Source organism: Arthrobacter sp. Y3225116 (assembly GCF_059091245.1).
The window spans coordinates 1-19,652 of sequence record NZ_JBNHGL010000043.1 but is presented as its reverse complement, the minus strand read 5'-3'; the positions used below and the strand labels follow the sequence as shown (position 1 = coordinate 19,652).

The following is a 19,652-nucleotide window of genomic DNA, read 5'->3' as shown; positions in this document are numbered from 1 at the left end:
CGGGGATACCGGCCGCCATCCTGTCCAGCCTCCGGCCGCCGCGCCGGACAAGCCCCTTTCGGAGGCCGGGCGCGAGGCCGTCGACGCCGGCGAGATGACCGTTGAGCAGGCGCTGGCCGCCCGCGATCTGCTGATGGGCCAGGCGAAGAACATGGTGGCCATGATGGAGTCCCGGCAGGAGCAGGACCCGCATGACGTGGACCTGGAACTGCTGGCCCAGCAAAAGGCCCTTGCCGAGCGTGCCGCCGTCCTGAACCGCAGGGCCGCGGACAAGAAGCGGCTCAGCGACGAGAACGAACAGCGCCGGCACACGGCCATGGAGCGGCCGGCGGCGGACATTGCCTCCGCACCGATGGAATTCGTGGCCGTCCCGGGAACCGACCGGCACGAGCTCCGGCCGTCATCGACGTCCTACGTTCCGGTGGTGACGACGCCGGCTTCGGCCCAGGCGCCGCCCACTCCGGCGAAGCGTACTCCGGCGCAGGCACCCTCCGGCCGGCAGCAGGCTCCCGTCCGCCGGAAGCCGGCACCGGAAACGGTCAAGCCGCAACCACCGGCGGCGACGCAAGCTGTGCCGGCGGGATCAGGGAAACCTGCAGGGCAGGACCGGAAATCGGCTCCGGCACCGGTGGACACGGCCGCATCGGCGCCGCCGCGATCGAAGATCCTGGCCCAGGCCGAAGCACTGGCCGAAGGGCGCGGTGCCACCATCCATCCGCTCAAGGCCAGCAGTGCCTACGGGCTGGATCCCCTCGACGCCCGGACGGCAGGGCTCGACCGGCTCCGTCGGGTGAGGCTTGCGGTCGGTGGTGCGCTGGTGGTTGGCGCCGCTGCCTTCGCGGCGGGGATTGCCATGATGCTCGGTATCTTTGGCGGCTAAAGCCGCCGCTCAATCGCTGGTTCACATTCCAAGGAGACACATGACCGCACCCGAGAGCTCAATCGCCATCGCGCGCACTGCCGCGAAGGCAGCCAGCGACAAAATCGCCGAAGACATCGTCGCCATCGACGTCAGCGAACGGCTGGCCATCACTGACGTGTTCCTCATCGCCTCGGCACCCACCGAGCGGCAGGTCAACGCCATCGTCGACGGCATCGAAGAGGAACTGCACAAGCAGGACCTGCGCCCGGTCCGCCGCGAAGGCCGGTCCGAGGGGCGCTGGGTGCTGCTCGACTACGCGGGCGTGGTCATCCACGTCCAGCATCAGGAAGACCGCGTCTTCTACGCCTTGGAGCGGCTGTGGAAGGATTGCCCCTTCATCGACTTGCAACTGGACGCGAAGCCCGCGTCGACGGACACGGAGTAGCCGGGCCGACGGGCCCGGGCGGCCGGAACCAATCCTCCGGCTGCCGGCCGCCCGGAACCACCCGCTGATTTGGAATCCGTGCGGGTCTCTGCATAGAATATTCAAGTTGCTTCGAAGGAAGCGGCACGGAATCCGCAAGGATAACGGGGCTGTGGCGCAGCTGGTAGCGCACCTGCATGGCATGCAGGGGGTCAGGGGTTCGAGTCCCCTCAGCTCCACTCCGTGAACCACCATCGGTGATATTCACGCAGCGGAATATAACGCCGGTTCGGCGAATCATTCCATTCCAGGGGCTGTGGCGCAGCTGGTAGCGCACCTGCATGGCATGCAGGGGGTCAGGGGTTCGAGTCCCCTCAGCTCCACCCATCAGAAAAGGTCCGGCGCAAACAAACTGTTTGCGCCGGACCTTTTCGTATCCGCCAGGCGGGAAAACTTTCTTAGTGTCCGCCAAGCGCCGTGCCCAGCCGCCCGCCCCGGCGACCGGCGGCCCTCGTCCCGTTATCTCGAGCGCGACGCGAACACGCGATCGAACCCTTGTTGCGCATCACGCGCCGACGTGCGGAGAACGCTCCTGTTCGACCGACGGTGGTCACGATGCCATAACTCCTTGAAACCCGCAGTAATTCAACGTTAAAGCGCCGCGCTTGTGCGTTTTCGCGGCAGATCTCCGCGCGGATTCAGCTGAGGGCGAACGGGCCGTTGCTACGGTTGGGAAAGAAACAACCAGTCAACGATCAGCCTGGGGACAGACGGCGCGGAGCCGTCGCAATGTGCTGGATGTCGAACTGACGGTTGGGGGTAACTTCCCGCCATCGCCTTGGCGAGACCGTCTTCCTCTGCGCCGCGATCGCGGCAGCGGAGGCTAAAGGTTCGACGCCTGGCCGTTGTCCGCAGGACCAAGCACCAATCGCTGCAAAGCCGCGCGATCCTGGCGGCCCGGCAGCGTAGACGGGCCGTGAGTGAACGAACAAGTTGCGCTGAGCGTACAGAGTGTCTACAAGGTCTTCGGCAAGCGTCCTGCCGAGGCCGTCAAGCGCCTCAAAGCCGGGAAGACGCGCGAGGAAGTGTCCTCCCTGGGGACGGCCGCGGTGATCGACGCGTCGTTTGATGTCCGGGCCGGCGAGATCTTCGTGGTCATGGGGCTGTCCGGTTCCGGCAAATCGACCCTGATCCGGACCCTCAACGGGCTGCAACCGCAGACCGCTGGGAACGTCGTCGTCCGCGGAACGGACATCTCCAAAATCTCCGACAGGGAACTGCGGAAGGTCCGGCAAGAGAAAATCTCCATGGTCTTCCAGCACTTTGCGCTGATGCCGCACCGCACCGTGGCGGACAACGCGGCCTACGCCCTGGAAGTCCAAGGCGTCGGCAAGGCCGAACGACTGTCGCGCGCCGAGAAGGTGCTGAAGCTGGTGGGCCTGGACGGCTGGGGGGACAAGTTCCCGTCCGAGCTGTCCGGCGGCATGCAGCAGCGCGTCGGCCTGGCCCGCGCGCTGTGTGCCGAAACCGACATCCTGCTGATGGATGAGGCGTTCTCGGCCTTGGACCCGCTGATCCGGCGTGAGATGCAGGAACAGTTGGTCGGGCTGCAGGCCGAACTGGGCAAGACGATCGTGTTCATCACCCACGACCTGAACGAGGCAATGTTCCTCGGCGACCGGATCGCGGTGATGCGTGATGGCCGCATCGTGCAGATCGGCACCCCCGACGACATCCTGACCCACCCCGCCAACGACTACGTGGCCCAGTTCGTCCAGGACGTGGACCGTACCCGCGTGCTGACCGCAGGGTCCGTGATGGAGCCGGCCCGCGCCGTCGTCAATCTCTCCGGCGGTCCGCGCAACGCACTGCGCACCATGCGGGACTTGCAGACCTCCGCAGCCTTTGTGGTGGACCGGCGCAGGACCTTCTTCGGCACGGTGCGCGACCGCGATGTGATGAACCTGGTGGAATCGCGGGCGCAGGACCTGACGGCCGCCGTGCAGAACGGCAACGGGCCGGTCCGCGCCGAGACCCCGCTGTCGGAGCTGTTCGGCCTGGCGGTGGAAAGCCCCGTGCCGCTGCCGGTGGTCGACGACGAGGGCCGGTTGGTGGGAGCCATCCCGCGGGTGACGCTGCTGGCCGCCCTGGGCAACGTGCCGTCCGCCACCACCGGCATTCCGATCGTGGAAAGCGAGCCGGCACCCGTCCCCGAACAGGAAGTCACCCGGACCCTCAACAAGACCTCTGAGCAAGGAGGAGCCCGATGACGGACCTCGAGTTTCGGATCCCGCTGGGCGACTGGGTGGACGTTGGCCTCGATTGGCTGCTGGCGACCTTCGCGGCAGTCTTTGCCTTCGTCCGCACCTTGTTCCTGGGTGCCTACGACAGCCTGGAGTGGCTGCTGATCACGCCTCCCAGCTGGGTGATCATTATCGTTCTTGCCGCCATCGCCTATGCAGCCAAAGGCTGGAAGCTGGCGCTGGGCACCCTGGTCGGCTTCCTGCTGATCGTCGGCGTGAACCAGTGGGAGCACGCCATGGAGTCGTTCGCGCTGGTCATCGTGGCCACCGTGGTTGCGGTGGTCATCAGCGTCCCGACCGGTATCCTCGCCGCCAGCTCCACGACCGCCTCCGCCATCATCCGGCCCATCCTGGACTTCATGCAGACCATGCCCGCCATGGTTTACCTGATTCCGGCCCTGGTCATGTTCCGCGTGGGGGTGGTTCCCGGCATCATCGCCACCATCATCTTCTCCATGGCGCCGGGCGTGCGTTTCACCGAGCTGGGCATCCGCGGGGTGGACAAGGAAGTGGTGGAGGCCGGCTATGCCTTCGGCTCCAGCCCGGGCAGCATCCTGCGCAAGATCCAGCTGCCGCTGGCCATGCCCACCATCATGGCCGGCATCAACCAGGTCATCATGCTGGCCCTGTCCATGGTGGTCATCGCCGGCATGGTCGGTGCCGGCGGGCTGGGCGGCGAAGTGGTCGCCAGCCTGAACCGGATCGACGCCGGCCTCGGGTTTGAGGCGGGGCTGGCCGTGGTCATCCTGGCGATCTTCCTGGACCGCGTGACCGCCAGCGTGGGCAAGGCCTCGCAGCCTGGACAGCGGCGGCTCGCCGGCCGGCTGGCGAAGCGGACCCTGCAGAGTGCGTGACGGCGCCGTCGACAAGACCAATCAACGTGCCCTGGGGCATAACGAAAGGAACAACATGAAGCACTACAGCAAGCTGGCGGCGGTAGCCGCCGTCGCGGCACTCGGACTGACAGCCTGCGGCAGCGGCGGCGGGTCGGAGGGTGGCGGCGCAACCGGGGGCCTGGACAACGGGGACCAGCAGGACGTGACCATCGCGGTGTTCAACGGCTGGGACGAGGGCATCGCCGCGTCCGAACTGTGGAAGACCATCCTCGAGGAGAAGGGCTACAACGTCACGCTCGAATACGCCGACCCGGCACCGGTCTTCTCCGGCCTGTCCAGCGACGACTACGACGTGACGCTGGATACCTGGCTGCCGGTCACGCACGCCAGCTACCTGAAAAAGTACGGCGACAATATCACCGAACTGGGCCAGTGGAACGACGAAGCGAAGCTGACCATCGCGGTGAACGAGGACGCTCCGATCGATTCCCTCGACGAACTGGCGGCCAACGCCGACCTGTTCGACAACCGCCTGGTGGGCATCGAGCCCGGCGCGGGCCTGACCGAGGCCACCAAGGAGCAGGTCATTCCGACCTACGGCCTGGAGGACATGGAGTACCTGACCTCCTCCACCCCGGCGATGCTCTCCGAGTTGAAGTCGGCCACCGACGCCGGCGAAAACGTCGCGGTCACCCTGTGGCGTCCGCACTGGGCCTACGACGCCTTCCCGATCAAGGATCTGGAAGACCCCGAGGGCACCCTGGGCGGGGCCGAAGGCCTCTACACCTACGCCAGCACCACGTTCGAAGAAGACTTCCCGACCCTGGCGGGCTGGCTGAAGGACTTCAAGATGGATTCGGAAACGCTGTACTCGCTCGAGAACGCCATGTTCAATGAGGCCGACACCGACGACTACGGACCGATCGTGGAACAGTGGATCGGCGAAAACCAGGAGTACGTGGACGGCCTCACCGCCGGATAGGTCAGCGCAACCGTAACCGACCGCAGCAGCCAGCAGGCGCCGCCGGGTCCCGCCCCACGGCGGGGACCGGCGGCGCCTGCCCCGGCGAATCCCTCAGGTGCGCCTGGTCGTGATGCTCATGTCGCGCAGGATCACCGACAGCTGGTCCATGAACAGGCCCAGCTGCGCGTTCTGCCGGTCGTTGATCAGCAGCGCAAAGATGTTCCGTGCCAGCCGGATTTCCGGCACGTCCAGCACCACGATGCCGTCGGGCCCGTCGTGCATGGCCAGTTCCGGCACCAGCGCGGCGCCCAGGCCCGCGGCGGCCATGGCCAGGCTGGCGTTGAAGTCGTCGCAGTAGGCGACCACCCGCGGGTGGAGGTTGCAGCTGGCGAAGAGGCGCTCGATCACGGTGGCGTCCGCCGTGCCGGGATGGTGCATGATCCAGGGCATCTCCGCCAACTGGGAGGCCGTCACCGAAGCCCCGGGCCGGATGCCCCACGATTCGGGCAGCACCACCCTGAAATTGTCGTCGCCGATCCATTGCCGGCTCACCGTGTTGGGCCACGCCAGCCCGCCCTGGCCCACCTGGAACACCAGGGCAACGTCGAGTCCGCCGCCGGCCCGCAACCCCTGGATCGTCTGGCCGGGCTCGGCGACGGAAACCTTGAGGTTGATCCCCAGGCCCGGCCATCCGGGGGCCTGCAGCAACCGGGGGAGTACGTAGGTGGCCAGGCTGGGAAAGATCCCCAGCCTGACTTCCTGGGTGCTGGTGTCCCGGCTGCGGGCGGTGGCAGCCAGCAGCGCATCGATGTCCGTGAGGACCTTGGCCGCGTGCCGGGACATCACCATCGCCGTCTCGGTCGGCTGGACGCTCCGCGCCGACCGCTCGAACAGCTTGGCGCCCGTCTCGCGCTCCAGCGCGGACATCTGCTGCGAAACGGCCGAGGCCGTATAGCCCAGGTTGGTTGCGGCCGCGGCAAACGACCCGCGCCGGGTCACTTCGAGCAGCGTGCGCAGGTGCACCGTGTTGACCATCAGCCCTCCTGTGGCTTATTCACCCTTGTGCTAAGCCTACCTTGGGCTCCGCGGCGCCCAGGGCCGTACCGGGAGGAATGCCGCGGCCTCCCACAGCGTTGTGTTAAGGGTGCTGCAAGCACGCGAGGGTGAGTGGTTCGAACCCCGGACGTGCTGCCGAGGCAGCCACCTGATGGAGGCCATCAGACCGCGGAGGGTGGAGCCGGCTAAAGCGGCCGGGCCGATTGTCTGAGGCGGCCGCTAGAGTCCTGGCACAGAAGCGCAACAGGAGAAACGACGGAAGCCGGGGACCACAACATCTAGTGATCCCGGCACTAGGAGCGACACGCCGACGAAACGGCGACACGAGACTTTCCGAAGTTGTGGGCAGCCCATCCACAGGCTGTGGACGGCGGTCTGGAAACGCCGGAATATCAACTGTTTAACCGGAGAAAATATCCCCATGGGCTGTGGACGAAGGCGGGCATGGAATGACATACTTGTAATACATCATCTTGGGGTTCCGAATGGCCGAGCCCACTAGATGTAGTATTGGAACCGCTGGCGGGCAGCGAGCGCGGGTTCTACTGAGGGACAGCCGCACAGCCAGAACACAGCAGAACGCCGTACCGAGAATTAGGGGAGAAGGACCATGACTGTAACGGTTTACACCAAGCCAGCATGCGTGCAGTGCAATGCCACGTACCGGGCTCTGGACAAGAAGGGCATCGCCTACCAGAGCGTTGACCTGTCCCAGGATCCGGAAGCGCTGGAGCGTGTCCGTTCCCTTGGTTACATGCAGGCGCCCGTCGTCGTCACCGAGCAGGACCACTGGTCCGGGTTCCGCCCGGACAAGATCGAGGAGCTGGCCCAGGCCGCTGCCTCGGTAGCCTGAGCGGATTCGTTCGGAACCAGAACCAAGCGCCATGACCGAGCTGCTGATGAGTGAGGCCGCCAGGCGTGAGGCGGGTCCGGCAACCGACGGGACCGCCGATACGGACCTGATCTATTTCTCCTCCGCCTCCGGCTACACCGACCGCTTTATGCAGAAGCTGGGGCTGGCGGCGGCACGAATCCCGCTGCGCACCCAGCAGGAGACGCTGCACGCGCTCCGGCCGTTCGTCCTGGTACTGCCGACATACGGCGGCGAATCCGGCCGGAATTCGATTCCGCCACAGGTCATCAAATTCCTCAACCTTGAGGAGAACCGGCGCCTGCTCCGCGGAGTGATCGGCTCCGGCAACACGAACTTCGGCACAACGTACTGCCTGGCGGCGGAGAAAATCGCCGCCAAGTGCCAGGTGCCGCTTCTCTATCGATTCGAACTCATGGGCACGTCCGAGGACGTCGACCGGGTCAAGCAAGGATTGGAACACTTTTGGAAACGACAGTTGCACACGCAGCCGTAGCCGACGCCAAGGCAGAACTGCCGGCGGCCTTCAAGGGACTGGGCTACCACGAACTCAACGCCATGCTGAACCTTTACGGTCCGGATGGGAAGATCCAGTTCGAAGCCGACCGCGAAGCCGCGCGCCAGTACTTCCTGCAGCACGTTAACAACAACACGGTGTTCTTCCATGACCTGGAAGAAAAACTCGACTACCTGATCAAGAACGACTACTACGAGCGCGAGACCCTCGACCAGTACACGATGAACTTTGTCCGGTCGCTCTACGACCGGGCCTACAAGAAGAAGTTCCGGTTCGAGACCTTCCTGGGCGCGTTCAAGTTCTACACGTCCTACACGCTCAAGACGTTCGACGGCAAGCGTTTCCTGGAGCGCTACGAAGACCGTGTCTGCATGGTGGCCCTGCACCTGGCCAGGGGCGACGAGGAACTGGCGAACCGGCTGGTGGACGAGATCATAGACGGTCGCTTCCAGCCGGCCACGCCCACGTTCCTGAACGCCGGCAAGAAGCAGCGCGGCGAGCTGGTCTCCTGCTTCCTGCTGCGCATCGAAGACAACATGGAGTCGATCGCCCGCGGCATCAACTCCGCCCTGCAGCTGTCCAAGCGCGGCGGCGGCGTCGCGCTGTCGCTGACCAACATCCGCGAGCACGGAGCGCCGATCAAGCAGATCGAGAACCAGTCCTCCGGCGTCATCCCGGTCATGAAGCTGCTCGAAGACAGCTTCTCCTACGCCAACCAGCTCGGCGCCCGCCAGGGTGCCGGCGCGGTGTACCTGCATGCGCACCACCCGGACATCTACCGCTTCCTGGACACCAAGCGCGAGAACGCCGACGAGAAGATCCGGATCAAAACGCTCTCGCTGGGCGTTGTCGTCCCGGACATCACGTTCGACCTGGCCAAGAAGAACGAGGACATGTACCTGTTCTCGCCGTACGACGTCGAGCGCGTCTACGGGGTGCCGTTCTCGGACATCTCCGTCTCGGAGAAGTACTACGAAATGGTCGACGACAGCCGGATCAAGAAGACCAAGATCAGCGCCCGCGAGTTCTTCCAGACGCTGGCCGAGATCCAGTTCGAATCGGGTTACCCGTACATCATGTTCGAGGACACGGTGAACCGCGCCAACCCGATCCACGGCAAGATCATCATGTCCAACCTCTGCTCGGAGATCCTGCAGGTTTCCTCGCCGTCGCTGTACAACGAGGACCTCACCTACGCCGAGATCGGCAAGGACATTTCCTGCAACCTCGGCTCGATGAACATCGCCAAGACGATGGACTCGCCGGACTTCGGCACCTCCATCGAGACCGCGATCCGCGCGCTCACCGCGGTGTCGGACATGTCCTACATCAACTCGGTGCCCTCGATCGCCGAAGGCAACCTGCAGTCCCACGCCATCGGCCTGGGCCAGATGAACCTTCACGGCTACCTGGCCCGCGAGCGGGTTCATTACGGTTCCGAGGAAGGCCTGGACTTCACCAACATCTACTTCTACACCGTGCTGTTCCACGCGCTGCGTGCCTCGAACAAGCTTGCGATCGAACACCGCCAGACCTTCGGCGGCTTTGAGAAGTCCAAGTACGCCTCGGGCGAGTTCTTCGACAAGTACACCGAGCAGGAATGGGTGCCGCAGACCGACCGGGTCAAGGAACTCTTCGCGCATGTGGAGATCCCCACCCAGGCCGACTGGCGGGAGCTGAAGGCCTCCGTCATGGAGCACGGGATCTACAACCAGAACCTGCAGGCCGTCCCGCCCACCGGTTCGATCTCCTACATCAACAACTCCACGTCCTCGATCCACCCCGTGGCCTCCAAGATCGAGATCCGCAAGGAAGGCAAGCTGGGCCGCGTGTACTACCCGGCTCCGTACCTGACCAACGACAACCTGGAGTACTACCAGGACGCGTACGAGATCGGCTACGAGAAGATCATCGACACCTATGCCGCGGCCACCCAGCACGTGGACCAGGGCCTGTCGCTGACGCTGTTCTTCAAGGACACCGCCACCACCCGCGACATCAACAAGGCGCAGATCTACGCCTGGCGCAAGGGCATCAAGACCATCTACTACATCCGCCTCCGCCAGCTCGCGCTGGAGGGGACCGAGGTAGAGGGCTGCGTCAGCTGCATGCTGTAGCAGGCCCGGACAACTGAAAAGTACGACGGCGGGTGCCCGCCCGCCGTCGTACGGGCACCGACGGGAAGCCGGACATCCGGCCACCACCCGCTGGCCCCAGCCGGCCGCACCCCGGCCGGCATTCGGGCACTATGGAACAAGACAGACTTTGGGAAGAAGGGGACGCGATGTCAGCCGAGAAGGTCAAGCTTCTGCACCACGTGGAAGCGATCAACTGGAACCGGATCGAGGACGAGAAGGACGTTGAGGTCTGGAACCGGCTTTGCAACAACTTCTGGCTGCCCGAGAAGGTCCCGCTGTCCAACGATGTGCAGTCCTGGGGCACGTTGACCGAAGACGAAAAGCTGCTCACCATGCGCGTCTTCACCGGCCTGACCCTGCTGGACACCCTGCAGGGGACCGTGGGCGCGGTGTCGCTGATCCCGGACGCCCTGACGCCGCACGAGGAGGCCGTCTACACGAACATCGCGTTCATGGAGTCGGTGCATGCCAAGAGCTACTCCTCGATCTTCTCCACCCTGTGCTCCACCAAGGAGATCGACGAGGCCTTCCGGTGGTCCACCGAGAACGAAAACCTGCAGAAGAAGGCCCGGATCATCGAGGGCTACTACTACGGCGACGACCCGCTTAAGCGCAAGGTTGCCTCCACGCTGCTGGAGTCCTTCCTGTTCTACTCCGGCTTCTACCTGCCGATGTACTGGTCCTCACGGGCCAAGCTGACGAACACCGCGGACCTGATTCGGCTCATCATCCGTGACGAGGCGGTGCACGGTTACTACATCGGCTACAAGTTCCAGAAGGGCGTCGAGGGGGAGTCCGAGGCGCGCAAGCAGGAGCTGAAGGACTACACCTTCGAGCTGCTCTACGAGCTGTACGAGAACGAGGTGCAGTACACCCACGACCTCTACGACGCCGTGGGCCTGGCCGAGGACGTCAAGAAGTTCCTCAACTACAACGCCAACAAGGCGCTGATGAACCTGGGCTATGAGGCCATGTTCCCGTCCACCGTCACCGACGTGAACCCGGCCATCCTCTCCGCCCTGAGCCCCAACGCGGACGAGAACCACGACTTCTTCTCCGGCTCCGGCTCCTCCTACGTGATCGGCAAGGCCGTCAACACCGAAGACGAGGACTGGGACTTCTAGCTTCTTCTCCTCCTCTCTTTCTTCCTTGGCGGATCCCGGCCATCCCAGCAAGCTGGCCGCCTCCGGGTAAAAGGAACGACCTATCTGAGCAACGCTCAGGTAGGTCGTTCCTTTCTTGTTGTGTAGGGCCGATCTATCTGAGCAATGCTCAGATGAGTCGGTGGCTGCCGAATGCAAGGGCATCCCTTCAGAAGCGGGGACACGGTCATGCAACGGGAGAGGCTGGGCGGCATCGAGTGCCGCGCCGAGGCGACGTAACCGGCAGCCTTTGAAGGTGTAGCGAACGAGGGACACCTGGCCGTAAAGACCGGCGGTGGCGCTAAGCGGTGGATCCGTCGGTTGCGGACAGCGCTGTATACACCTGGCGTAGCTTCCCGCTGCGTGGATCTGGTTGGGGACTTTCAGCCGCCCGGAGCACGGTGGGATCGGCCACCCGGTGCTGGCGCAACTAGCCTCGGAGCCGGTCGGTGACCGCCGCCCACAGCGCCTCCACTACTAAAGGGCTCTGGTCCTGTTCGGCCTCGAGGCGGAGCAGCAGCGTCGCCGGTGCGGTCTGGATGATCTGGCAGCGCCGGACGCCGGGAGTCTCCTCGACCACGGTGACCAGTGCCAGCGGCAAGACATGCGTGGTACCGCCGTCGACGGCCGGAAAGGTGAGGGTGTCGTTGGTGCGCCCCTCCACGCGCAGGGCTGGAAGCGGGCTGCCGCATCGGCAGGGGTCGGGGGAGAATAGCACCCTGTCGCCGAGGTCGTAGCGGATTAGCGGCTGGACCCGGTTGGCCAGGTTGGTGAGCAACGCGGCCCGGACGGGCCGGTGCCAAGGCACGGTGCAGGTCCCATGTGACACGGCCGTGAGACCCAGCGGACCGCGGCCGCTCACCGGCGCCTCTTCCAGCTGCCGACGTCGTTGGCGCCGTCCGCGTGGCCGAGGCGGCCCCTGGAAAATACCAGCAGCGTAACCGCCGCGAGCAGGTAGAACGCCAGGATGGTGAGGTCAACCGTGAAGGAGTCTTCGGTGAGCAGCAGCCCATCCTGGGCGGCGGTAAGGCATGCCCGCGCGGACGCGTCACGTCACGCAACGCCCCGGCCAAACGCCTGTCCTGCCCCCTGCGCGCAGCCTTGCGGATCAGGCGAGGCAGAGCGTCTGACATCCCTACACTGAACAGCCACACCGGCTTGGCAATCAACTCGTCGGCATGGCTAAGGACGAACGAGCCAGCCTCCGGCAACCACGCCTGCTGATGGATAGCACTGCCCAGCACCACCGCGTCATAGCCTGCAGTATTTTCCGTCTGGAGCATCGGCCGCAGTTCCACGATCAGACCCTCATCCTGAAGAACCTCGGAGATGCGACGGGCAATTTCCGCAGTAGAACCTCGGTAACTTGCATAAGCGACCAAGACGCGCAACTTGGCACCCTCCTCCGATGTGCTCCCCGTGCACCCAGACGTCGACCACCATGCTACTCAACCGGCTATTTTCTGGGTAGGGTTTGGCCGCGAGAAAGGATTCTTGTCTTCGGCAAGAAACTCCGAGCGGAGACAGCGGCCACGGATGCGTTCAGCCTGGGTACTGGATAGCCATTTCATCCGGGAAAGTGTTCCGCTTCGGCTTTAGCCGCATTGGGCCTACCCCTCGGCAAGCAACCAAGGCCGACTAGCCTGACGCCGGGCCGCCGTCTCGTGGGCGAACCGTCGCTTGCGAAGGTATGAGGAAGATACAGGGGCTGCAGCGAGGCAACTTTCAAGGTACATCGACCTCTAATCACTCCACTGACCGAAGGAGGACGTTGACCATGTCGGCATCAAGCCCAAGAATTCCTGCGGGCAAATCCGGCACGACCAAAAGAAGGCTCGGGTACACGGCTGCAATAACCGTCAACGCGCTCTTGCTCGCGGCGGTGAACGGTTGGCCCGGGTGGCAAAGCGTGCCCTTCCTCAGCGGAGAAGCAACTCAAGTACTTACGCTTGACCCGGCCTTCGGCTCCGGGCCGCTCGCTACGGTGATTCAAGACCTCATGACCGTGACGATCTACCTCGCAACCGCCTCGGCCCTCGTTGTGTAACGCCCAGCCGCGCACGGTGCCTGTGTGACCACCATCCCTTCTGAGAGGTTCAGCCGTGCTCACTCATACAAACCTTCATCGGGTTCTTTGGGCAGCTACCGCCGCCATGACGCTGGCAGCTTCACTTGTCGGGCTATGGCATCCGGCAGTCTACGACGGGATAGTGAGCTTCGAACTGATTCCCGGAGCCTACTCACAGGACCTGCTCTCAACCGCTGCCGCGCTGTGCCTGTTGTCGCTGGCCATCACCGTGGATGACAACGCGGTCAAACGGCAGATCGTGGCGCTTGGTCTGCTGGGATACCTGTTCTATGCCTACGGAATCTACGTGATCGAGCGGACCTACAACGACCTTTACCTCATCTACATGGGGATCTTCGCGCTGGCGTTCTGGGGCCTGATCTATGCCGGGGCGTGCCTGCGCCAAGACCTGCCCGACCCGACGCTCCCACGAACACTGCGGCTGGTATCGGCCTCCGGAGCCATCCTGCAGCCCCTCATTTTCTACCCGCTATGGATCGGAATGCTCTTGCCGCTCATCCGAAGCGGCGAGCAGATTGACTCCCTCTACTCCATCTTCATCCTGGACCTATGCTTCATCATGCCCGCCTTCCTTATCCTGTCCGTATTGACCTATAGGTCCAGGCGAATCGGGATGCTTCTTCTGCCGGCGGCCTACGTGCTCGGATTTACCCTTATTTTCTCCCTGGCAGTAGGCGAACTGGTGAAGCCGCTATTCAATGACACGCTTGCGCCGGAGGCGTTCTGGCCAGCTCTTGTCTTGTCCATGCTGTTCCTGGTCCTCGGATTCCTGCACCTCGTAACGCTGCGCTCGAAGCCGATTAGCAGTCGAACATAGGTGCCGAAGCACGCTTCAGGGGAACCGCGAATCCAACAGGCAGGGTTCCAGCAGGGTGAACCGGAGCCCTCGTCTTCATTCTGCATAGGGTTTGTTTTCCTTACTGGAAGCAGCCGAAAAATGCTGCTTTCCTAGGAATCATGGCCAGACATCCTGATTTTTCGTCGGCAGGAAGCAGCCGACACAAGGACGAGCCGCACGGCACGGGCATCGCGACCAGGCTGAACTGGCTGCGTGCCGGTGTGCTCGGCGCCAACGACGGGATTGTGTCGGTCGCCGCGATCGTGGTTGGCGTGGCCGGCGCCACCACGGACTACGGCACCCTGCTCACAGCGACCTCGGCCGCGGTGATCGGCGGCGCGGTTTCCATGGCCTTGGGGGAGTACGTGTCGGTTTCCAGTTCCAGCGATAGTCAGAAGGCGCTGATTGCCAAGGAAAGCTGGGAACTGAACACAATGCCAAAGGAGGAATTGGAAGAGCTTGCCGGACTCTACGAGGCCAAGGGGGTCAGCCCGGCCACCGCGCGGCAGGTCGCCCGGGAGTTGTCCGAGCACGATGCGCTCGGGGCGCACCTTGGGGCAGAACTCGGCATAGACCAGCATGAAGTCGTCAGTCCCTGGCATGCGGCCTTCGCGTCCTTTGTAGCCTTCATCGCCGGCGCGGCGCTGCCGGCCTTGGCGATCCTGCTCCCGCCGGAAGGAATGCGTGTGCCCATCGCTTTCGCCGCAACGCTGTTAGCTCTCGCCGGAACCGGCGGACTAGGCGCTTTTCTTGGCGGCGCCCGGATCCTGCCGGCAATAGCCCGCGTAGTGGTCGGTGGCATGCTGGCGCTGATGGCGACGTTCGTGATGGGCACCTGGCTGGGCGCCACCGGCGTCGTCTAGCCTCCTGGTAATTGAGAGCATGGAATTGCTGGGAATGGGCAGGAAAGCACCGAAGCGTAGCCAAGAACCCGCCGGACACAGACGCGTGGGTGGCCCAGCGATGCCAGGCTTGGCCGGCCGACGTGTCCCATCACCTGAAAATCCTGGCCGATGCCGACCTGTTGCACTGCTACAAGTTGCGCACCCCGCCCACCCTGGTCCCGGGGGAAGGCGCTTCAGGACATGGACCAGTTCGTTGGCCTTGTTCCAACCGGGACGCACGCCTATGCCCAAGCCATGCAATTGAAGGTGTAGCATCCCAAGTGGTGTGCCGGGAAGCCTGGTCGGCGGCGATGTCGCCCCGCCTTTGGGCGGCCGAGAAGATCGGTCCTGAGGAGCCTGTCTTGCATGTTTTGGTCATGTCGTTCGGGACCCGCGGCGACATTCAGCCCTACGCCGCCCTCACCGGTGCGCTTGCCCGAGCGGGGCATGACGTCACCCTGGCCGTCCCTGCAGGATTCGCAGATCTGGTGCCAGACGCTGGCCCCGGAACTGTCACACACCATCCCGCCGGCTCAACGATGCTGCGCCTTCTTCAAGAGATCCTGCCGGACCTGAGCGGTCCCCGGGATGCGTTGCGAACACTCGGGATCATGACGTCCGCGATGCGCGAGCTCAACGCGGAGTGCTGGGCTGCCGCGCAGGCCGCGCGCCCCGACGTCGTCGTGTACCACCCCAAGTGTCTTGCCGGGCCACACATTGCCGAAGCACTGGGGGTTCCCGGAGTGCTTTCCCTCCCGTTGCCGTTTCTTACCCCGACAGGTGCTCACGCCATGCCGATCTTTGGCGGCGCCTCCTTCGGGGCGTTCGGAAACCGTGCGTCCTACGGGCTCCGCCGGATGACTGGAGCCTTGTACGGTGGCATGATCAACGACTTCCGGCGCGAGGTCGGTCTGGGTCGCATCCGCCGTCTCGCCGATCCGCTCAGGAACCCGGACGGCAGCCCGGTCCACGTCCTGTACCCGTACAGCAGGCACGTTGTGCCTGTCCCGGGTGACTATCCGCCTTCGGCCCACGTCACCGGCTACTGGTTTCTGGAACAGGGCGACGACGGCTGGGATCCGCCCGCGCAACTGGTGGACTTCCTCGCGACGGGCGAGCCTCCGGTCTATGTAGGGTTCGGCTCCATGGGCTTCGGCAAGGGAGCGACGGAGCGCAGGGACGCGGTCCTGGACGCGCTGCGGGTTAATGGCCTACGCGGAATCGTCGCGACCGGGTGGGGCGGCATCGCGCCCGGCGAGCCAGGGAACGACGATGTCCTGGTCCTGGAGGGCGCGCCCCACGAATGGCTCTTCCCGCGTGTTGCCGCAGTCGTGCACCACGGAGGTGCGGGCTCGACGGCGGCTGGCATACGGGCCGGTAGGCCGACACTGGTCGTCCCGTTTCTTGGGGACCAACCATTCTGGGGCATGCGGGTCCATGCGCTCGGCGTCGGGCCCGCTCCGCTACCGGCCAGGCATCTCCGCAGGGGCCTGACCGACCGTCTCGGCGAGCTCGTCCACACCGGCTCTTACGCGTTCCGCGCCAGCGGGGTGGGAGCCGCCGTCCGCGCCGAAAACGGTCTCGCCGCCGGTGTGCACGCCCTGGAGCAGATCATGGGTACTCCCGCGGACGAATAGACCAACGGATGACAGCAACAGGTGTCTCGCGTTGCACCACGGAGGGCTCGCGGCAAGGACAGGCTGCTGCCCCTGACATCAGCCTCTTTCCCCCCTTCCATGCCGCTTGTAGTATGTGCTTTGGAGAGCCGGGAAGCCTGGTCGGCCCGCATGCGGGAACGCTTGCGGCATGCCAAGGCAACCGCCTTGACGTGTGAGCTGCGACCAAGGAATGGATCCCGTCATGCATTCAGACTCATCTCCCGTCATTTCCACGACCCGACTTGTGAAGAACTTTGGGCATACCGCCGCGCTTGCGGGCCTGGACCTGTCGGTTCGGCCGGGCGAGGTCCACGGATTCCTGGGGCCCAACGGGGCCGGGAAGTCCACCACCCTTCGGATCCTCCTCGGACTGATCCGGCCAACGTCGGGAACGGCCCGAGTATTCGGCATCGATCCGTGGGCTGAACCGGTGCGGGCACACCGGGATGTCGCCTATGTCCCCGGCGACGTGACGCTCTGGCCCAACCTGACCGGCGGAGAGATTATCGACCTGCTCGCCGGGCTGCGCGGCGGCGCGGATGAAAACCTGCGACGGCAGCTCATTGACGAGTTCGACTTCGATCCCCGGAAGAAGGCTCGGACCTACTCCAGGGGTAACCGGCAGAAGGCGGCCCTGATCGCGGCCTTTTCCCGCCCCGCCAGGCTCTACCTGCTGGACGAACCAAGCTCGGGCCTTGACCCGGTGATGGACGCGGTGTTCCGCTGCCAGGTCCGCCGGGTCACCGCGGACGGTGCCACTGTGCTGCTGTCCAGCCACATCCTGGCCGAGGTGGAACAGCTCTGCGACCGGGTGACCATCATCCGGTCCGGCGTGGCCGTGGAATCGGGGACCCTGGCCGAGCTCCGGCACCTCACCCGCACCCGCTTCCGGATCACGTCGGCCGAGTCGCCTGATGCGCTGTCCACGTGGCGGGGAATCCACGACCTTCGCGTTAACGGGACATCCATGGAGTTCGACGCCGATCCAGCGGACCTGGGCCACATCCTGCATGCTTTGGCCACTGCAGGCATTACGGGAATCACGGCCGCGCCTCCTTCCCTGGAGGAGCTGTTCATGCGTCACTACGGCGTGCAAGATGCGGGGCAGGCTGCCGGCCAAGCGGGCCACAAGAGCCAGAACAACCAGGTGCTGTGATGCGCGCCGTTCTCCGGCTGGCCCTGCTTCAGGCACGCAGAGACCGCGGAACCCTGGCCGCCTGGATACTGGGCATGGCCGGTCTGGGGTACGCGGCTGCCACCGCCGTCACCACACAGTTTGCCGAAGAGACGGATCGGGCAGCACTGATTTCCGTCGCGGCCGCCAGCCCGGCGTTCCTGTTCCTCCGGGGCCTGCCCGACGGCATCAGTTCCGGGGCCGTCACCTTCTTCCAGGGCTATTCCTTCACGGCGGTGCTGGCCGGGCTGATGAGCGCATTCCTGGTGGTCAGACACACCCGCGCGGACGAGGACCAGGGCCGGTTTGAGCTGGTCGGTTCCACCCAGGTAACCCGGGTGACGTCCCTGTACGGAACCCTGCTCCTTGGTACCTGCGCAAACGGGGTCCTTGCCCTGGCCGTTGCCGCGGGATTCATCGGTGCCGGCCTCCCGGTCGAAGGATCGTTCCTGGCGGGAGCAGCTGTAGGCGCCGTGGGCGTGTTCTTCATGGCGGTCGCGGCGCTGCTGGCCCAGGTTATGCCCTCCGGCCGGAGCGCCAACGGCACAGCCGCGGCCCTGGTGGGCGGCGCCTACCTGGTCCGCGCTGCCGGCGATGCCCTGGGAACAGCCGACCCATCACTGCAGCACGTCACCGCCGCTTGGCCCTCCCTGTTCTCACCCATCGGCTGGGGCCAGCGCATCCGGCCCTTCACCGAGACGGATACGTTGCCGTTGCTGGTCATCGGGGCAGGCGCCGTGGTCCTCACAGGTGTTGCCGTGGCACTCCGCAACGGCAGGGATCTGGGCACCAGCTACATCGCGGCGAAGGAGTCGGGCGCCGAACGGGCTGGAGCCGGTCTGGCGTCGATGATGGGCCTGGCATGGCGGTTGCAGCGCGGAAGCATGGTCAGCTGGTGCTTCACCACAGCTGCCCTGGGGGCCGTGGCCGGCGGCCTGGGCCCGGTGGTCCGCGACGCACTCGAAGGAAACCCCTCATTGGCGGAACTGATGAGCCGTATCGTTCCCGGCGACACGGGCCTGGTTGACCTGTTTACTACGGCCATGCTGGGCATCGCCGGGATTCTGGCTGCAGCCGCCGGGATCGAAGCGGTGCTGCGGCTCCGGGCGGAAGAGGCGGAAGGCCGGGCCGAACTGCTGTTGTCCGTGCCGGCGTCGCGATTCCGCTGGATGGGCAGCGCCCTCGTCGTCGCGGCAATATCGACAGCAGCAGTCGCCGTTGCCTCGGGAGCCTCCGCCGCCGTCGTACTCGCCCTGGCACAGGCAGGGGGCAGCAGACCCGGCACAGTCTTTGCCGCCGCTCTGGCCCACATACCCGCGGCACTCGTCTTCCCCGCCCTGACCGTGCTGGTGTTCGCACTCGCACCCCGCTGGAGCAGCCCAATCGGCTGGGGCGCCTTGGCCGCCGCACTTGTGGTGGGGCAATTCGGGGAGCTGCTCAGCCTGCCCGTGTGGCTTCAGGACCTGAGCCCGTTCAGGCATTCGTCAGCCATGCCCGTTGAGGCCTTCAACCCAGAAGGAGCTCTGCTGATGGCAGCCATCGCCGTTACTCTCGCCACAGCCGCCGGCCGCCTGATCAGGGAAAGAGACGTGACGGCATGACAAGGCAGTGCAAGCCGTGAAAGACCTGATATTTGCAACCGGGGCCACGGACTCATGTTCCCCCACATTGCCGCCAAAGGTGGGAGACGTGCATGCAGATGATCACGTGTTCCGGGTCCAGTGCGTATCTGCACTGGGTGTAGAGGTCGTTGGATGAGGCGAAGAACAGTTCGCCGTCCACCGCATCGGCGGGTGCTTGGGACTGCCCCGGCTTTTGTTGACTCGGGGTTTTAGGCCGCGGTGAGTGCGGACCGGTTGATTGTTTCATATTCGATGGGCGTGAGTTTCCCCAGCC

17 protein-coding genes, 2 tRNA genes and 2 pseudogenes are annotated in these 19,652 nt (G+C 64.8%); 17 read left to right on the top strand and 4 right to left on the bottom strand.

The features are described from left to right. The 7 genes and pseudogenes from AC5RV2_RS06745 to AC5RV2_RS06715 form a co-directional block, all read left to right on the top strand. Nucleotides 1–880, top strand: a pseudogene (locus tag AC5RV2_RS06745) (hypothetical protein); the annotation flags it as partial. A 40-nt stretch (nucleotides 881–920) separates the two neighbouring features. After that, nucleotides 921–1,307 (top strand): ribosome silencing factor, encoded by a 387-nt coding sequence (gene rsfS / locus AC5RV2_RS06740; RefSeq protein ID WP_493977459.1) that lies wholly within the window; start codon nucleotides 921–923, stop codon nucleotides 1,305–1,307. 145 nt (nucleotides 1,308–1,452) lie between these two features. Then, nucleotides 1,453–1,525: transfer RNA gene (locus tag AC5RV2_RS06735), tRNA-Ala, on the top strand. A gap of 71 nt (nucleotides 1,526–1,596) precedes the next feature. Beyond that, nucleotides 1,597–1,669: transfer RNA gene (locus tag AC5RV2_RS06730), tRNA-Ala, on the top strand. Between the two features lie 597 nt (nucleotides 1,670–2,266). After that, nucleotides 2,267–3,556, top strand: a complete 1,290-nt coding sequence (locus tag AC5RV2_RS06725; protein WP_494091723.1) for a quaternary amine ABC transporter ATP-binding protein — start codon at nucleotides 2,267–2,269, stop codon at nucleotides 3,554–3,556. Next, entirely contained in the window at nucleotides 3,553–4,443 is an 891-nt protein-coding gene (locus tag AC5RV2_RS06720) for an ABC transporter permease (RefSeq protein ID WP_494091722.1), read from the top strand. The genes AC5RV2_RS06725 and AC5RV2_RS06720 overlap by 4 nt, the downstream gene beginning before the upstream one ends. 55 nt (nucleotides 4,444–4,498) lie before the next feature. Further along, entirely contained in the window at nucleotides 4,499–5,407 is a 909-nt protein-coding gene (locus AC5RV2_RS06715; protein WP_494091721.1) for a glycine betaine ABC transporter substrate-binding protein, read from the top strand. A 93-nt stretch (nucleotides 5,408–5,500) separates the two neighbouring features. Here AC5RV2_RS06715 and AC5RV2_RS06710 read toward each other — a convergent pair whose 3' ends face one another. Beyond that, complete coding sequence (locus AC5RV2_RS06710) at nucleotides 5,501–6,424, bottom strand: LysR family transcriptional regulator (RefSeq protein WP_494091720.1); 924 nt, start codon at nucleotides 6,422–6,424, stop codon at nucleotides 5,501–5,503. Nucleotides 6,425–7,055: 631 nt separating this feature from the next. On the opposite strand from AC5RV2_RS06710, the gene nrdH reads away from it, so the two are divergent. The 4 genes from nrdH to nrdF all read left to right on the top strand — a co-directional run bounded on the left by nrdH (nucleotide 7,056) and on the right by nrdF (nucleotide 11,095). After that, nucleotides 7,056–7,298: a glutaredoxin-like protein NrdH gene (gene nrdH / locus AC5RV2_RS06705; RefSeq protein ID WP_127513743.1), complete on the top strand. Its 243-nt coding sequence runs from the start codon at nucleotides 7,056–7,058 to the stop codon at nucleotides 7,296–7,298. Nucleotides 7,299–7,344: 46 nt separating this feature from the next. After that, a complete protein-coding gene (nrdI, locus tag AC5RV2_RS06700; RefSeq protein ID WP_494069191.1) occupies nucleotides 7,345–7,812 on the top strand; it encodes a class Ib ribonucleoside-diphosphate reductase assembly flavoprotein NrdI in 468 nt (155 codons plus the stop codon). Nucleotides 7,813–7,829: 17 nt separating this feature from the next. Next, nucleotides 7,830–9,950 (top strand): class 1b ribonucleoside-diphosphate reductase subunit alpha, encoded by a 2,121-nt coding sequence (gene nrdE / locus AC5RV2_RS06695; protein ID WP_493977561.1) that lies wholly within the window; start codon nucleotides 7,830–7,832, stop codon nucleotides 9,948–9,950. A gap of 167 nt (nucleotides 9,951–10,117) precedes the next feature. Further along, nucleotides 10,118–11,095, top strand: a complete 978-nt coding sequence (gene nrdF / locus AC5RV2_RS06690) for a class 1b ribonucleoside-diphosphate reductase subunit beta (protein WP_494091719.1) — start codon at nucleotides 10,118–10,120, stop codon at nucleotides 11,093–11,095. A gap of 448 nt (nucleotides 11,096–11,543) precedes the next feature. Here nrdF and AC5RV2_RS06685 read toward each other — a convergent pair whose 3' ends face one another. Both AC5RV2_RS06685 and AC5RV2_RS06680 read right to left on the bottom strand, forming a co-directional pair. After that, nucleotides 11,544–11,921, bottom strand: a complete 378-nt coding sequence (locus AC5RV2_RS06685; protein WP_494091718.1) for a hypothetical protein — start codon at nucleotides 11,919–11,921, stop codon at nucleotides 11,544–11,546. A gap of 328 nt (nucleotides 11,922–12,249) precedes the next feature. Next, a pseudogene (locus tag AC5RV2_RS06680) lies at nucleotides 12,250–12,495 on the bottom strand (flavodoxin domain-containing protein); the annotation flags it as partial. A 395-nt stretch (nucleotides 12,496–12,890) separates the two neighbouring features. Between AC5RV2_RS06680 and AC5RV2_RS06675 the strand changes: the two are divergent. The 6 genes from AC5RV2_RS06675 to AC5RV2_RS06650 all read left to right on the top strand — a co-directional run bounded on the left by AC5RV2_RS06675 (nucleotide 12,891) and on the right by AC5RV2_RS06650 (nucleotide 19,357). Beyond that, complete coding sequence (locus AC5RV2_RS06675; protein ID WP_494091717.1) at nucleotides 12,891–13,160, top strand: hypothetical protein; 270 nt, start codon at nucleotides 12,891–12,893, stop codon at nucleotides 13,158–13,160. Nucleotides 13,161–13,323: 163 nt separating this feature from the next. Further along, nucleotides 13,324–14,019 carry a hypothetical protein gene (locus AC5RV2_RS06670; protein ID WP_494091716.1) on the top strand — a complete coding sequence of 232 codons (696 nt, stop codon included), beginning with the start codon at nucleotides 13,324–13,326 and terminating at the stop codon, nucleotides 14,017–14,019. Nucleotides 14,020–14,159: 140 nt separating this feature from the next. Then, nucleotides 14,160–14,903 carry a VIT1/CCC1 transporter family protein gene (locus AC5RV2_RS06665; RefSeq protein WP_494091715.1) on the top strand — a complete coding sequence of 248 codons (744 nt, stop codon included), beginning with the start codon at nucleotides 14,160–14,162 and terminating at the stop codon, nucleotides 14,901–14,903. Between the two features lie 332 nt (nucleotides 14,904–15,235). Next, nucleotides 15,236–16,561, top strand: a complete 1,326-nt coding sequence (locus tag AC5RV2_RS06660; RefSeq protein ID WP_494091724.1) for a glycosyltransferase — start codon at nucleotides 15,236–15,238, stop codon at nucleotides 16,559–16,561. A gap of 223 nt (nucleotides 16,562–16,784) precedes the next feature. Further along, on the top strand, nucleotides 16,785–17,738 hold the full coding sequence (locus AC5RV2_RS06655) for an ABC transporter ATP-binding protein (RefSeq protein WP_494091714.1): 954 nt from the start codon (nucleotides 16,785–16,787) through the stop codon (nucleotides 17,736–17,738). Further along, nucleotides 17,738–19,357: an ABC transporter permease gene (locus tag AC5RV2_RS06650; protein WP_494091713.1), complete on the top strand. Its 1,620-nt coding sequence runs from the start codon at nucleotides 17,738–17,740 to the stop codon at nucleotides 19,355–19,357. The genes AC5RV2_RS06655 and AC5RV2_RS06650 overlap by 1 nt, the downstream gene beginning before the upstream one ends. 52 nt (nucleotides 19,358–19,409) lie before the next feature. Here AC5RV2_RS06650 and AC5RV2_RS06645 read toward each other — a convergent pair. Continuing rightward, the coding region (locus tag AC5RV2_RS06645; RefSeq protein ID WP_494091712.1) for a hypothetical protein at nucleotides 19,410–19,652 on the bottom strand (243 nt) is incomplete at its 5' end.

What these genes read in the sequence shown, in the direction of transcription:
- rsfS (WP_493977459.1), top strand. Translation starts at nt 921, where the DNA reads ATGACCGCACCCGAGAGCTCAATCGCCATCGCGCGCACTGCCGCGAAG.
- AC5RV2_RS06720 (WP_494091722.1), top strand. Translation starts at nt 3,553, where the DNA reads ATGACGGACCTCGAGTTTCGGATCCCGCTGGGCGACTGGGTGGACGTT.
- AC5RV2_RS06715 (WP_494091721.1), top strand. Translation starts at nt 4,499, where the DNA reads ATGAAGCACTACAGCAAGCTGGCGGCGGTAGCCGCCGTCGCGGCACTC.
- AC5RV2_RS06710 (WP_494091720.1), bottom strand. Translation starts at nt 6,424, where the DNA reads ATGGTCAACACGGTGCACCTGCGCACGCTGCTCGAAGTGACCCGGCGC.
- nrdH (WP_127513743.1), top strand. Translation starts at nt 7,056, where the DNA reads ATGACTGTAACGGTTTACACCAAGCCAGCATGCGTGCAGTGCAATGCC.
- nrdI (WP_494069191.1), top strand. Translation starts at nt 7,345, where the DNA reads ATGAGTGAGGCCGCCAGGCGTGAGGCGGGTCCGGCAACCGACGGGACC.
- nrdF (WP_494091719.1), top strand. Translation starts at nt 10,118, where the DNA reads ATGTCAGCCGAGAAGGTCAAGCTTCTGCACCACGTGGAAGCGATCAAC.
- AC5RV2_RS06675 (WP_494091717.1), top strand. Translation starts at nt 12,891, where the DNA reads ATGTCGGCATCAAGCCCAAGAATTCCTGCGGGCAAATCCGGCACGACC.
- AC5RV2_RS06665 (WP_494091715.1), top strand. Translation starts at nt 14,160, where the DNA reads ATGGCCAGACATCCTGATTTTTCGTCGGCAGGAAGCAGCCGACACAAG.
- AC5RV2_RS06660 (WP_494091724.1), top strand. Translation starts at nt 15,236, where the DNA reads ATGTCGCCCCGCCTTTGGGCGGCCGAGAAGATCGGTCCTGAGGAGCCT.
- AC5RV2_RS06655 (WP_494091714.1), top strand. Translation starts at nt 16,785, where the DNA reads ATGCATTCAGACTCATCTCCCGTCATTTCCACGACCCGACTTGTGAAG.
- AC5RV2_RS06650 (WP_494091713.1), top strand. Translation starts at nt 17,738, where the DNA reads ATGCGCGCCGTTCTCCGGCTGGCCCTGCTTCAGGCACGCAGAGACCGC.